General features: G+C 61.1%; 15 protein-coding genes. 9 read left to right on the forward strand and 6 right to left on the reverse strand.

The window, feature by feature from the left end; genetic code table 11:
- The first annotated feature begins 1 nt into the window (after position 1).
- Together aztC and LB551_RS05435 are read left to right on the forward strand one after the other, a co-directional pair.
- On the forward strand, positions 2 to 943 hold the full coding sequence (aztC, locus tag LB551_RS05430) for a zinc ABC transporter substrate-binding protein AztC (protein WP_224622619.1): 942 nt from the start codon (positions 2 to 4) through the stop codon (positions 941 to 943).
- Positions 944 to 1085: 142 nt separating this feature from the next.
- Positions 1086 to 1424, forward strand: a complete 339-nt coding sequence (locus LB551_RS05435) for a TIGR01244 family sulfur transferase (RefSeq protein ID WP_140549140.1) — start codon at positions 1086 to 1088, stop codon at positions 1422 to 1424.
- On the opposite strand, the gene LB551_RS05440 is transcribed toward LB551_RS05435, so the two are convergent.
- On the reverse strand, positions 1421 to 1888 hold the full coding sequence (locus tag LB551_RS05440) for an Lrp/AsnC family transcriptional regulator (protein WP_224622621.1): 468 nt from the start codon (positions 1886 to 1888) through the stop codon (positions 1421 to 1423). The two genes, LB551_RS05435 and LB551_RS05440, sit on opposite strands and share 4 nt — an antisense overlap.
- A gap of 139 nt (positions 1889 to 2027) precedes the next feature.
- Between LB551_RS05440 and hppD the strand changes: the two genes are divergently transcribed.
- The 3 genes from hppD (at position 2028) to LB551_RS05455 (ending at position 3811) form a co-directional block, all read left to right on the forward strand.
- Positions 2028 to 3140, forward strand: a complete 1113-nt coding sequence (hppD, locus tag LB551_RS05445; protein ID WP_224622623.1) for a 4-hydroxyphenylpyruvate dioxygenase — start codon at positions 2028 to 2030, stop codon at positions 3138 to 3140.
- A gap of 84 nt (positions 3141 to 3224) precedes the next feature.
- Positions 3225 to 3386, forward strand: coding sequence for a type II toxin-antitoxin system Phd/YefM family antitoxin (locus LB551_RS05450; RefSeq protein WP_224622625.1), 162 nt, complete (start codon positions 3225 to 3227; stop codon positions 3384 to 3386).
- Between the two features lie 50 nt (positions 3387 to 3436).
- A complete protein-coding gene (locus LB551_RS05455) occupies positions 3437 to 3811 on the forward strand; it encodes a type II toxin-antitoxin system VapC family toxin (RefSeq protein ID WP_224658470.1) in 375 nt (124 codons plus the stop codon).
- On the opposite strand, the gene LB551_RS05460 is transcribed toward LB551_RS05455, so the two are convergent.
- The 3 genes from LB551_RS05460 to hmgA all read right to left on the reverse strand — a co-directional run bounded on the left by LB551_RS05460 (position 3790) and on the right by hmgA (position 6813).
- Entirely contained in the window at positions 3790 to 4350 is a 561-nt protein-coding gene (locus tag LB551_RS05460; protein ID WP_224658471.1) for a DinB family protein, read from the reverse strand. The genes LB551_RS05455 and LB551_RS05460 overlap by 22 nt on opposite strands.
- A 17-nt stretch (positions 4351 to 4367) precedes the next feature.
- Positions 4368 to 5381 carry a fumarylacetoacetate hydrolase family protein gene (locus LB551_RS05465; RefSeq protein WP_224658472.1) on the reverse strand — a complete coding sequence of 338 codons (1014 nt, stop codon included), beginning with the start codon at positions 5379 to 5381 and terminating at the stop codon, positions 4368 to 4370.
- 118 nt (positions 5382 to 5499) lie between these two features.
- Positions 5500 to 6813: a homogentisate 1,2-dioxygenase gene (gene hmgA, locus LB551_RS05470; RefSeq protein ID WP_224658473.1), complete on the reverse strand. Its 1314-nt coding sequence runs from the start codon at positions 6811 to 6813 to the stop codon at positions 5500 to 5502.
- A 99-nt stretch (positions 6814 to 6912) separates the two neighbouring features.
- Between hmgA and LB551_RS05475 the strand changes: the two genes are divergently transcribed.
- The 4 genes from LB551_RS05475 (at position 6913) to LB551_RS05490 (ending at position 9749) form a co-directional block, all read left to right on the forward strand.
- Positions 6913 to 7356, forward strand: a complete 444-nt coding sequence (locus LB551_RS05475; RefSeq protein WP_224658474.1) for a MarR family winged helix-turn-helix transcriptional regulator — start codon at positions 6913 to 6915, stop codon at positions 7354 to 7356.
- A 155-nt stretch (positions 7357 to 7511) separates the two neighbouring features.
- Positions 7512 to 8150 (forward strand): lysophospholipid acyltransferase family protein, encoded by a 639-nt coding sequence (locus LB551_RS05480; protein ID WP_140560542.1) that lies wholly within the window; start codon positions 7512 to 7514, stop codon positions 8148 to 8150.
- Positions 8147 to 9097 carry a phosphatidate cytidylyltransferase gene (locus LB551_RS05485; RefSeq protein WP_224658475.1) on the forward strand — a complete coding sequence of 317 codons (951 nt, stop codon included), beginning with the start codon at positions 8147 to 8149 and terminating at the stop codon, positions 9095 to 9097. Before LB551_RS05480 ends, LB551_RS05485 begins: the two co-directional genes overlap by 4 nt.
- A gap of 4 nt (positions 9098 to 9101) precedes the next feature.
- Positions 9102 to 9749: a CDP-alcohol phosphatidyltransferase family protein gene (locus LB551_RS05490; RefSeq protein ID WP_224658476.1), complete on the forward strand. Its 648-nt coding sequence runs from the start codon at positions 9102 to 9104 to the stop codon at positions 9747 to 9749.
- 38 nt (positions 9750 to 9787) lie between these two features.
- On the opposite strand, the gene tdh is transcribed toward LB551_RS05490, so the two are convergent.
- The gene (gene tdh, locus LB551_RS05495; RefSeq protein ID WP_224658477.1) at positions 9788 to 10822 is read right to left on the reverse strand and encodes an L-threonine 3-dehydrogenase; all 1035 of its coding nucleotides are present in this window, start codon (positions 10820 to 10822) and stop codon (positions 9788 to 9790) included.
- Between the two features lie 52 nt (positions 10823 to 10874).
- Positions 10875 to 12062 (reverse strand): glycine C-acetyltransferase, encoded by a 1188-nt coding sequence (locus tag LB551_RS05500; protein ID WP_224622644.1) that lies wholly within the window; start codon positions 12060 to 12062, stop codon positions 10875 to 10877.
- Between the last annotated feature and the right edge of the window lie 76 nt (positions 12063 to 12138).

The raw sequence follows: 12138 nt of genomic DNA on the forward strand, positions 1-12138 counted from the left end.
TATGTTGAAATCGTTCCGCGCCGCCCTGGTGATGAGCGTTATAACATTAACTGCTTTCGGCGCGTCGTCGGCCTTTGCGGCGCCCTTGAAAGTGGTCGCAAGCTTCACCGTCATTGCCGATTTTGCAAGGAATGTCGGCGGCGACCGCGTCAACATCACCACGATCGTGGGACCCGACGGCGATGCGCATGTCTACGAGCCGAGCCCAGCCGATGCGGTAGCGATGGCGGGCGCCGACCTGGTGCTGGTCAACGGCCTGCATTTCGAGGGCTTTCTGCAGCGGCTGGTCGAAGCCAGCGCCACCAAGGCCTCGATCGTCACCTTGACCAAGGGCGTGACGCCGATCGATTTCAAGCCGGAATTCGCCGATGCGGACGCGGCCGAAGGCGCGGGTACCGGCGGCGGCAAGACGGTCACCGATCCGCATGCCTTCCAGTCGATCGCCAATGCCAGGATCTATGTGAAGAACATTGCCGAGGCGTTCTGCGCGGCCGACAATGATGGCTGCGTCAGCTACCAGACCAATGCCGCGGCCTACACAAAGAAGCTCGACGCGCTCGAAGGCGAAGTGAAGGCGACGATCCAGTCCATCCCCCAGGCGAAGCGCGTCGTCATCACCTCACATGACGCGTTCGGCTATTTCGAGCACGAATACGGCCTCATCTTCCTCGCGCCGCAGGGCATCTCGACGGACTCCGAACCGTCGGCCGCCGACGTCGCCAAGCTGGTCGAGCAGGTCAAGCAGGACAAGGCGGCGGCAATCTTCGTCGAGAACATCACCAACCCCCGCCTGATCGAGCAGATCGCCAGCGAGACCGGCATCAAGGTCGGCGGCACGCTCTATTCGGACGCGCTGTCGCAGCCAGACGGCCCGGCCTCGACCTATATCGACATGATGCACAACAACATCACGCAGATCAAAGGCGCGATCCTCGGCAGTTGAGCCGTTCGCTCCAACCGGGCCCAGAGACCCGGTTGGATTTTCCGGTCGGCACTCGCTATTTGGCAGAGAAATCCCTCGGCGTGGATTGCCGCCCGTGCCGGGGAGTGGCAAGACTGCCCAACCAGATTGCGAGGACACCACAATGGAATACCGCCAGATAAGCGAGGACTATTCGGTCTCGGGCCAGATCCAGCCCGAGGACGTCGCCGCCATCAAGGCAGCCGGCTTCAAGAGCGTGATCTGCAACCGGCCGGACGACGAGCAGCCCGGCCAGCCTTCCGCCGACACGCTCAAGGCCGCAGTCGAGGCTGCCGGGCTTGCCTTCCGCTACATCCCCGTCATCAGCGGCCAGATCACCGCCGAGAATGTCGAGGACCAGGGACAAGCGCTCGACGAGTTGGAAGGCCCGGTCTTTGCCTATTGCCGTTCCGGCGCCCGCTGCACCAATCTCTATGGGCTGATCCAGCAGTCGAAGGGTTAGATCGGCAGCGCGCCCGTTTCCTTGAGCGTCTCGAGCACAATCGCCGTCTTGACGTGCTGCACGGATTCGTGCGGCAAGAGCACGCCATTGACGAACTCCGACAGCGATTTCAGGTCAGGCGTGACAACTTTCAAGATGTAGTCCATTTCGCCGGTCAGCGCGTGCGCCTCCTGCACTTCGGGCAGCCGCGCCACGAGTTCGCCGAAGCGCCGCGCATTGTCGCGGTTGTGAGTGGCCAAGGTCACCGAGATGACGTTGACCAGCGAAAAGCCCAGCCTGTCGCGGTCAAGCACGGCGCGATAGCCCTTGATGTAGCCGTCCTCCTCCAGCCGCTGGCGGCGGCGCGAGCATTGCGAGGCCGAGAGGTTCACCCGCTCCGAAAGATCGTTGTTGGTGAGCCGCGCGTCACCCTGCAACAGCGCCAGTATCTTGCGATCAAACTGGTCAAGGCGCGCGTCATTCATGATATTTTCTCAAATCGTGCACATTTCACGCATCAGGTAAACATTTCAAGCGTTTGAATGCAAGCACCGTGCGGCGCGCCGGCGCTATGATGGCATGAGACGGCCTAGGCAGGCCAATGCCCGCTTCCGGAGGATAATCATGGGTCCCTTCCCGCACGACGCTCCACCCGCCAAGATCAGCAAGGCCAACCCCGCCGGCACCGATGGTTTCGAATTCGTCGAATTCGCGCATCCGGAGCCGCGGAAGCTGGCCGAATTGTTCACCCGCATGGGTTATGTAGCGGTGGCAAAGCACCGTACCAAGGACATCACCGTCTGGCGCCAGGGCGACATCAACTATGTCGTCAACGCCGAACCGAGCTCGCATGCGATGAGGTTCGTCGACAAGCATGGCCCATGCGCCGCCTCCATGGCGTGGCGGGTGGTCGATGCCAAGCATGCTTTCGACCACGCTGTCGGCAAGGGTGCCACGCCTTACGAAGGCGCCGACAAGACGCTCGACGTGCCGGCGATCGTTGGCATCGGCGGCTCGCTGCTCTACTTCATCGAAACCTATGGGGAGAAGGGTTCGGCCTATGATGCCGAGTTCGAATGGCTGGGCAAACGCGACCCCAGGCCGGAAGGCGTCGGCTTCTATTTCCTCGACCACCTCACGCACAATGTCTATCGCGGCAACATGGACAAATGGTGGGATTTCTACCGCGACCTGTTCGGCTTCAAGCAGATCCATTTCTTCGACATCGACGGCAAGATCACCGGGCTGGTCAGCCGGGCGATCACCTCACCTTGCGGCAAGATCCGCATTCCGCTCAACGAATCCAAGGACGACACCAGCCAGATTGCCGAATATCTGAAGAAGTACAATGGCGAGGGCATCCAGCATATAGCGGTGGGCACCGACGCGATCTACGAGGCAACCGACAAACTTGCCGCCAATGGGCTGAAATTCATGCCCGGCCCGCCGGAGACCTATTACGAGATGTCGCATGCACGCGTGAACGGCCATGACGAGCCGATCGAACGCATGAAGAAGCATGGCATTTTGATCGACGGCGAAGGCGTGGTCGACGGCGGCACGACGAAGATCCTCTTGCAGATCTTCTCCAAGACCGTGATCGGACCAATCTTCTTCGAATTCATCCAGCGCAAAGGCGACGAAGGCTTTGGCGAAGGCAATTTCCGCGCACTGTTCGAATCGATCGAGCAGGACCAGATCAAGCGCGGCGTGATCAAGGTGCAGGCGGCGGAATAGTCTGATGGACTCGGAGTTCTTGCGGCTCCGGCCAATTATGACCTAAATTCAGGTCATAATTGGTTTTTGACGATGAATGTTCCGATGGCGAAAGCGAAGGCCCAGCTCTCCGAGTTGCTAAAGCGTGCCCAGGCCGGCGAAGAAATCCATCTGACCCGGCATGAAGAGGTGGTCGCGACCTTGAGTGCTCCCGCTCGGCCCGGCGGCAGCAAGCGCCTGTTGGGAGCCCTGAAAGGCCAAATTTGAATATCGGATGATTTTGATGAACTTGGTCCCGAATGGGACGAGTATATTAAATGAGCCGCAAATATCTGGTCGACACTCACATTTTGCTTTGGGTGCTCAACGCAGATTCACGTCTTTCGGATCATCATCGCGACATCTTTGTCGCAGGCAAGGATATGATCGTCAGCGCCATCTCGGTAGCGGAGATTGCCATCAAGAGATCGCTTGGCAAAGTCACGCTCTCGGGCGACATCGTGGACATACTGCGATCGAACGGGATTCCAATCCTTGGTGTAAACGAACTCCACGCAGCAAGGCTTCAGCATTTGCCGCTCCATCATCGCGATCCCCTTGATCGTCTGCTTATTGCACAAGCTCAAATTGAAGGCCTGACATTGGTCACAGCAGATCGGCATTTCTCAGCCTATGACGTTGCATTGGTCTGATCGCCCAAGCCTAGCCGTTCCACCTCGGCACTCCTGAGCCTGAGGTCATAATCGAGCAGGAACTCGTCGAGTTGCGGCGGCGCGACCGACGTGCCGGACAGCATCGCGTGCACCTGGCCGCGATGGTGGATGTCATGCAGGAAAAGATGGGCGAGGATATCGCCGATCCTCTCCGGGATCATACCGTCCCCGCGCCGATCGGTGATGACATGGCGGTCGATATCGGCCTCCGACAGGGCATGGCAGAAGGTGATCAGCCTGCGGTCGAACCTGATCTGGGCCACTGACAAATCGGCTGCGTTGTCGAACGGCACGAAATCATCGTACACCGCAGCGCCAACGCCGCCCTCCTCAAGAAAATCGAGGTAGAGAAGATCGACCGCCAGTATGTGGTTGAGCGTCGCCTTGATCGACGGGAAGAAGCCGGTGCGCCCGGCCGCGAATTCGCCCGGCTTGAGCGCGAGCACGGCCCGGTAAAGCCGGTCGTTCGACCAAAGATTGTTGCCGGCCATGCGGCGCAGATGGTCAAGCAGGTTCATTCTTCAACTTGCGGCTCTCACCCTTCATATTTCTCGACCGTCTGCTCGATGGCGCCGAAGATCGAATGCCCGGCCTTGTCCTTCATCTCTATGCGCACCGTATCGCCGAAACGCAGGAACGGGGTCTTCGGCTCGCCGCTCTCGATGGTCTCGATCATGCGCAGTTCGGCGATGCAGGAATAGCCTGCGCCGCCGGCTGAGACAGGCTTGCCAGGCCCGCCGCCGAGCTTGTTGGAGACGGTGCCGGAGCCGATGATGGTGCCGGCCGCCAGCGGCCGTGTTTTCGCCGCATGGACGATGAGCGCTGGGAAATCGAAGGTCATGTCGACGCCGGCATTCGCTCGGCCGAAAGGTTTGCCGTTGAGGTCGGCAAGCAGCGGCAGGCTGACCTTACCGCCGTCCCAAGCCTCGCCCAACTCGTCCGGCGTCGCCGCGACCGGCGAGAAGGCCGAAGACGGCTTGGACTGGAAGAAGCCGAACCCCTTGGCGAGTTCCGGTCCGGTGATGGCACGCAGCGTCACGTCGTTGACCAGCATCACCAGGCGAATCGCCTCCCGTGCCCTTTCGAGGCCGGCGCCCATCGGCACATCATCGACAACGACCGCGACTTCCGCCTCCATGTCGATGCCAAAGGCCTCGTCGGCCATGCGGATCGGGTCTCGCGGCGGGATGAAGCTGTCCGAGCCGCCCTGATAGATCAGCGGGTCGGTCCAGAAGCTCGCCGGCATTTCGGCGCCGCGCGTCTTTCGCACCAACTCGACATGGTTCACATAGGCCGAACCGTCAGCCCATTGATAGGCGCGCGGCAGCGGCGAATGGGCATTGTGTTCGTGAAAGCGCGCTGACGGCACCGCGTTGTTCTCGAGCGACTCCGCCATTGCGGCCAGATGCGGCGAAATCCGCCGCCAGTCGTCGAGCGCCGCCTGCAATGTCGGCACCAGGAAGGAGGCATCGGTGAAGCGTGTAAGATCGCGCGAGACGACGACGAGCTTTCCGTCGCGCGTCCCGTTCTTCAATGTAGCAAGCTTCATGCGTTTCCTCTCCTGACGTGGCCTTGCGCCGCTTGGTCCACAACAAAGCTGTTATGGGCAATCGTCAAGCCGCCGGCTTAACTTTCCTGAAGGCAGTTTTCCGACGGCAGCGATCCATTCAGGACCAATCGCCCTCGGGCGTGCCATTGAAGCGTTTCTTCAGATCGGCCCAGCAGTCGATGTAATTGTCCTGCCTGGTGTCGAGTTCGGCGGCGTAGCGGGTCAGCATCTGCGGGAACCGGGTCTCGAACATGAAGGCCATGGTGTTGTCGAGCTTGACGGGCTTCAGATCCGCGCGGGAGGCCTTTTCGAAGCCAGGCGCGTCCGGGCCATGGGCCAGCATCAGATTGTGCAGGCTGATGCCGCCGGGAACGAACCCTTCTTCCTTGGCATCGTACTGACCGTGGATCAGCCCCATGAACTCGCTCATGATGTTGCGGTGATACCAGGGCGGACGGAACGTGTCTTCGGCCACCAGCCAGCGCGGCGGGAAGATGACGAAATCGATGTTGGCGGTGCCTTCCTCGCCGCTCGGCGCGGTCAGCACCGTGAAGATCGACGGATCGGGGTGATCAAAGAGGATCGCACCAACCGGCGAAAACGTCGCCAGATCATATTTGTAGGGCGCATAGTTGCCGTGCCACGCCACCACATCAAGGGGCGAATGGCCGATTTCCGTGACATGAAAATGTCCGCACCATTTGACGGTCAGTCGGCAGGGCGTCTCCTTCTCCTCGAACCAGGCGCAGGGCGTCTTGAAATCGCGCGGATTGGCCAGGCAATTGGCGCCGATCGGGCCGCGGTCCGGCATCGTCAGCTTGGCGCCGTAGTTCTCGCAGACATAGCCGCGCACTTCCGCATCGACCAGTTCGACCTTGAAGACAAGGCCGCGCGGCAGGACCGCGATCTCACCCGGCCTGAGCTCGATGACGCCCATCTCGGTGACGAAGCGCAAGGCGCCCACCTGCGGCACCACCAGCAACTCGCCGTCGGCGTTGAAGAAATGGTCGTCGACCATCGATTTGTTGGCGAGATAGACATGCGCCGCCATGCCGGTCTGCCCAAGAACGTCGCCGGCGGTGGTGATCGAGCGCATGCCGGCGATGAAATCGGTCGGCTCCTTCGGCATCGGCACCGGGCTCCAGCGATACTGGCCGAGCGCCAGCTCATGATCGCCGACATTGGGCGCACTTTTCCAGAAGGGATAACTCACCGACTTGAAGCGCCCGGTATGCTTGACGCTCGGCCGGATGCGATAAAGCCAGGAGCGCTCATTGGTGCCACGCGGCGCGGTGAAGGGCGAGCCGGAGAGCTGCTCGGCATAGAGGCCGTAGGCCGGCCGCTGCGGTGAATTGCGCCCGTGCGGCAGCGAACCCGGCAGGCTTTCGGTTTCGAAATCGTTGCCGAAACCCGGCATGTAGGAAAAGGCCATCGCTTCCTCCTCGCGAATGCTTGACCAAATTGGTTTCATTTGTAACCATTGAAAATGTAACTATCAATGCCGTGCGCGGGCATTTCCCGATGGCTGGTCATGGAATCCGAAATCCTGGAACTCGAAAGCTTTCTGCCCTACCGGCTGTATCGGCTGGCCGATGCCGTGAGCCGCGAATTCTCCCGGATCTACAAGGAGCGTCACGGCCTCACGCGGCCGGAATGGCGTACGCTTTCAGGGCTTGGCCAGCGCGGCCCAATGACCGCGACGGAACTCGGTGCGCAGTCGGCGATGCACAAGACAAAGGTTTCGCGTGCTGTGGCGGAGCTTGAGCGTCGCCGCTGGCTTATCCGAACCACTGACGAGAACGATCGCCGCGTCGAGCACCTGGCGCTGACCCGGGCCGGACTTGCGGCCTATAGCGAGATGGTGCCGCTGGCGAAGGCGTTCGAACGGGAGTTGCTGGCCCAGCTGAGGGCCGACCAGCAAACCTCCATCGTCGAAGGCGTCGCGTCGTTGGAAAGCGCGTTGGGTCTGAGATAGCGGCTATCGCCAGATGGAATAGGAGACGGTGTCTCGACGCGACAGCGCCTGAAGCAGAGACGTATGGCGGTCATTTTCGATCCCTGCTTGCCCGATGGCGGATTTTCAGCGCTGTATGTAAGCCAGTGATCATCGACGGGCGAATTGGGGGAAGGATGAAGTCGCTGCTCGCGAGGCCGGTGGCCGTGGTCGTCTTGCTGTTTGCCAGAGCCATCACCGCTGTGCGGCCGTTTTGGCATGAAGGCAGATTGCCTCGACGTCGCTCGATCTTCTTTGCCAATCATTCCAGCCATGGCGATTTCATCTTGATCTGGGCTGTTCTGCCGCCGCGCCTGCGTCGGCGGGTGCGTCCCGTAGCGGGCGCCGACTACTGGCTGAAATCAAAAGTCCGGGCCTTCATCGGCCGCGACGTTTTCAATGCCGTCCTGATCGAGCGCAATCGCGATGGACGCACGATGGATCCTGTCGAAAGCATGGGAGAGGCGATGAGAGAAGGCTCTTCGCTCATTCTCTTCCCGGAAGGCACGCGCAACCAATCCGACGCGTCCTTGCAGCCATTCAAGTCCGGCCTGTTCCATTTGGCGGCATCGCATCCGGATTTCGAGTTGGTGCCGGTATGGATCGCCAATCTCAACCGGGTGATGCCGAAAGGGGAATTCGTACCTATCCCGCTGATCTGCACGGTGACGTTCGGCGAGGCAATGCACCTGGCTGACGGCGAGAGCAAGGATATGTTCCTCGAGCGGGCACGTGGGGCGCTGCTGGCGCTGGCACCGAAAAAGGCAGCGGAATGAACTCAACCCAATTCGATATGATGGTTCTCGTGCTCGGCGTCTGCGGGATCCTGCTCGTGGCCTCTTTCGTGGGGCATATCCTGGAGCGACGGCTGTCGCCGGAAGGCTCCAATCCAGCCATCGAGAACCTCAACGCCCGTATCAATGCCTGGTGGGTAATGGCGATTCTCATCGCCATAGCATTCATCGCCGGGCGGATCGGCGTCCTGCTTCTCTTCGGCTTCTGTTCCTTCGCCGCACTTCGCGAATTCGTGACGCTGACCAATACCCGGCGTGCCGACCACTGGGCGCTGGCCACGGCGTTTTTCCTCGTGCTGCCGGTACAGTATGTGCTGCTCTGGATCGAGGACTACGAGATCTTTTCTGTTTTCATCCCGGTCTACGCCTTCCTGTTGATGCCCATCATCTCGGCCATACGGGGCGACACCCAGCACTTCCTCGTTCGAATTGCCGAAGTGCAATGGGCACTGATGATCTGTGTTTTCTGTGCCTCCCACGTCCCGGCTCTTCTGACGTTGCATATTCCGGGCTACGAGGGCCGCAATGTGCTTCTGATAGCCTTCCTTGTCATCGTCGTGCAATTGAGCGACGTGCTGCAATATATCTGGGGAAAGGCGATCGGGCGTACGAAGATCGCACCAAACCTTTCGCCGTCCAAGACGCTTGAAGGTTTCCTCGGCGGCGTTGCGAGCGCCAGCCTCGTCGGCGCTGGCCTGTGGTGGATCACGCCGTTCTCTCCGCTTCAAGCGGGCGCGATGGCCTTCCTGATCACGCTGATGGGTTTTTTCGGCGGCCTTGTGATGTCCGCCATCAAACGTGACCGCGGCGTGAAGGATTGGGGCCATCTGATCGACGGCCACGGCGGCCTGATAGATCGGCTGGATTCGGTGGTCTTCTCCGCTCCGATCTTCTTCCATCTCACGCGTTATTTCTGGTCACCGGGATGAGGCAGTGATGAGCACGGGCGATCGCAGACCACTTGCAAGCCGCGACACACGCTGGGCACAAGCGACGGCCAGACGTCTCGCCGCGCTCTCCGTGACCCCCAACCGGATTTCGCAGGCCAGTATCCTCGCCGGCGCGATGGCAGGCGTGGGCTTCTGGGTTGGCGGGCAGAGCGGGGACACTTCTCGTTTGTTGCTGTTGCTGGGCGCGGCGCTGTTTTGCCAGCTTCGCCTGCTGTGCAATCTGTTCGATGGCATGGTCGCAGTCGAGGGCGGCAAGGCGTCGGCCGACGGGCCGTTCTGGAACGAGTTCCCGGACAGGATCGCCGATATCGCCATCATGGTCGGAATAGGCTACGGCATCGGCATGCCTGGCCTAGGCTGGGCGGCCGCCTGTTTTTCGGTTCTCACCGCCTATGTACGGGAATTGGGGCGGGCCAACGAGGCGCCGAGCGATTTCACCGGACCGATGGCCAAGCCACATCGCATGGCAGTTGCAACCGTCGCGGCACTGCTATCGGCCGGAGAATTCCTTTGGAATGGCCACAACGAAGTGTTGACGCTCGCTCTCGCCATCATTGCGATCGGCGCCGCCGCAACTGCGTTGCGGCGCGCATGGCGACAGGTGCAATGGCTGAAAACCAGGCGACTCTAGCACCGCCTGCCTCGAAGGCTAAACTCCCAGCGCATCGACTACCAGTCCATCACCACCTTGCCCGAACTGCCGCTGCGCATCGCATCAAATCCAACCTGGAAATCGTCGATGCCGATGCGGTGCGTGATCAGGCCTGAGACGTCGAGCGGGCCCTGGACCAGGGCGATCATCTTGTACCAGGTCTCGAACATCTCGCGGCCGTAGATGCCCTTGAGATGCAGCATCTTGAAGATGACCTTGTTCCAGTCGATCTCGAACCCGGTCGGCGCAATGCCGAGGATGGCGATCTTGCCGCCATTGTTCATGGTGTCGATCATGTCGCGGAAGGCGAGGGCTGCCCCCGACATCTCCAAGCCGACATCGAAACCTTCCGTCATGCCGAGCGCCGGCATCACGTCGCGCAGTTTTTCCTTGGAGGCGTCGACGACATGCTGGACGCCAAGCTTGCGCGCAAGATCCAGCCGAACCGGATTGATATCGGTGATAACGACCTTCCTGGCGCCGACGCATTGTGCCACCAGCGCACCCATGATGCCGATCGGGCCGGCGCCAGTGACCAGCACGTCCTCGCCGACCAGATCGAATGACAATGCGGTGTGAACGGCATTGCCCAGCGGGTCGAAGATCGCAGCGATCTCGTCGGGCACATCGTCGGGGATCGGCACGACATTGTGCTGCGGGATCGCCAGGTACTCGCCGAACGCGCCCGGGCGATTGACGCCGACGCCGAGCGTGTTGCGGCAGAGATGCCCCCTGCCCGCGCGGCAGTTGCGGCAATGTCCGCAGACGATGTGGCCTTCGCCCGACACACGCTGGCCAACCTTGTATTCGGTGACCGCGGCGCCGAAATCCGCAACGGTGCCGACGAATTCATGGCCGGTCACCATCGGCACGGGCACCGTCTTCTGCGCCCACTGGTCCCAATTGTAGATGTGGACGTCTGTGCCGCAGATCGCGGTCTTCTTCACCTTGATCAGGACGTCGTTGGGGCCGATTTCCGGCACCGGCACCTCTTCCATCCAGATGCCCGGCTCGGCCTTGGCCTTCACCAGCGCCTTCATCATGTTCGACATTCTTTTGTCCCTTGAATCTCTTGATCCGGAGCCGGTTTGCGGTGCCGGTCGCTCAGGAAATCACACCTAGTTCCTTGCCAACCGCACCGAAAGCCTGGACCGCCCGATCAATGTCGGCGCTGGAATGCGCGGCCGACATCTGGGTGCGGATGCGCGCCTGGCCCTTTGGCACCACCGGGAAGGAGAAGCCGATGACATAGATGCCGCGCTGCAGCATGCGCGCCGCCATCTCCTGCGCCAAGCTGGCATCGCCCAGCATGACCGGGATGATCGGATGACCGGCGCCCGCCAGCGTGAAGCCGAGCTTGCCCATCTGGGTCCGGAACCGTTCCGCATTGGCATATAGGCGCTCGCGCAGGGCATCGCCATTGCGGATCATGTCGAACACTCTGATCGAGGCGCCGGCAATCGCCGGCATCAGCGTGTTGGAGAAGAGATAAGGCCGCGAGCGCTGGCGCAGCCAGTCGACCACCTGTTTCTTGCCGGACGTGTAGCCGCCGGAAGCGCCGCCCAGCGCCTTGCCAAGCGTACCGGTGATGATGTCGACCCTGCCCTCGACGCCGCAATGCTCAGCCGAGCCGCGGCCGTTCCTGCCGACGAAGCCGACCGCGTGACTGTCGTCGACCATGACCATGGCATCGTATTTTTCGGCCAGATCGCACACACCCGCGAGATTGGCGATGATGCCATCCATCGAGAACACGCCATCGGTGGCGATCAGCCGGAAGCGGCAATCCTTCGCCTCCTTCAGCCGCGCCTCGAGATCCGCCATATCATTGTTGGCGTAGCGGAAGCGTTTGGCCTTGGACAGCCTGACCCCGTCGATGATGGAGGCGTGGTTCAGCGCATCGGAGATGATGGCGTCCTCCTCGCCGAGCAGCGTCTCGAACAGGCCGCCATTGGCATCGAAGCAAGAGCCGTAGAGGATGGTGTCGTCCATGCCGAGGAAGGACGATATCGTGCCTTCCAACTGCTTGTGCTCCTCCTGCGTGCCGCAGATGAAACGCACCGAAGCCATGCCGTAGCCGTAGCGGTCGAGCGCGTGCTTCGCCGCCTCGCGCAGGTCGGGGCTGTCGGCGAGGCCGAGATAGTTGTTGGCGCAGAAATTCAGTACCTTCTCGCCGCCGACCTCGATCTCAGCCGACTGCGTGGAGGAAATCACCCGCTCGGACTTGTACAGTCCGGCCGATCTGAGCCCCTCAAGTTCGCCGTCGATATGGGAGAGAAATGCTGCGGTCATGATCGTGCCTCGTTTGACGTGGGCAGACTGTCGTCCCGCACGCACAAAAAATCCACCGCAAAAGCGACCGGATCAG

The organism is Mesorhizobium sp. BR1-1-2 (assembly GCF_020165435.1).
Classification (GTDB): domain Bacteria; phylum Pseudomonadota; class Alphaproteobacteria; order Rhizobiales; family Rhizobiaceae; genus Mesorhizobium.

Bases quoted from the DNA above. Each gene is read 5' to 3' on its own strand.
- aztC (WP_224622619.1), top strand. From the start codon at position 2: ATGTTGAAATCGTTCCGCGCCGCCCTGGTGATGAGCGTTATAACATTA.
- LB551_RS05435 (WP_140549140.1), top strand. From the start codon at position 1,086: ATGGAATACCGCCAGATAAGCGAGGACTATTCGGTCTCGGGCCAGATC.
- LB551_RS05440 (WP_224622621.1), bottom strand. From the start codon at position 1,888: ATGAATGACGCGCGCCTTGACCAGTTTGATCGCAAGATACTGGCGCTG.
- hppD (WP_224622623.1), top strand. From the start codon at position 2,028: ATGGGTCCCTTCCCGCACGACGCTCCACCCGCCAAGATCAGCAAGGCC.
- LB551_RS05450 (WP_224622625.1), top strand. From the start codon at position 3,225: ATGGCGAAAGCGAAGGCCCAGCTCTCCGAGTTGCTAAAGCGTGCCCAG.
- LB551_RS05455 (WP_224658470.1), top strand. From the start codon at position 3,437: ATGAGCCGCAAATATCTGGTCGACACTCACATTTTGCTTTGGGTGCTC.
- LB551_RS05460 (WP_224658471.1), bottom strand. From the start codon at position 4,350: ATGAACCTGCTTGACCATCTGCGCCGCATGGCCGGCAACAATCTTTGG.
- LB551_RS05465 (WP_224658472.1), bottom strand. From the start codon at position 5,381: ATGAAGCTTGCTACATTGAAGAACGGGACGCGCGACGGAAAGCTCGTC.
- hmgA (WP_224658473.1), bottom strand. From the start codon at position 6,813: ATGGCCTTTTCCTACATGCCGGGTTTCGGCAACGATTTCGAAACCGAA.
- LB551_RS05475 (WP_224658474.1), top strand. From the start codon at position 6,913: ATGGAATCCGAAATCCTGGAACTCGAAAGCTTTCTGCCCTACCGGCTG.
- LB551_RS05480 (WP_140560542.1), top strand. From the start codon at position 7,512: ATGAAGTCGCTGCTCGCGAGGCCGGTGGCCGTGGTCGTCTTGCTGTTT.
- LB551_RS05485 (WP_224658475.1), top strand. From the start codon at position 8,147: ATGAACTCAACCCAATTCGATATGATGGTTCTCGTGCTCGGCGTCTGC.
- tdh (WP_224658477.1), bottom strand. From the start codon at position 10,822: ATGTCGAACATGATGAAGGCGCTGGTGAAGGCCAAGGCCGAGCCGGGC.
- LB551_RS05500 (WP_224622644.1), bottom strand. From the start codon at position 12,062: ATGACCGCAGCATTTCTCTCCCATATCGACGGCGAACTTGAGGGGCTC.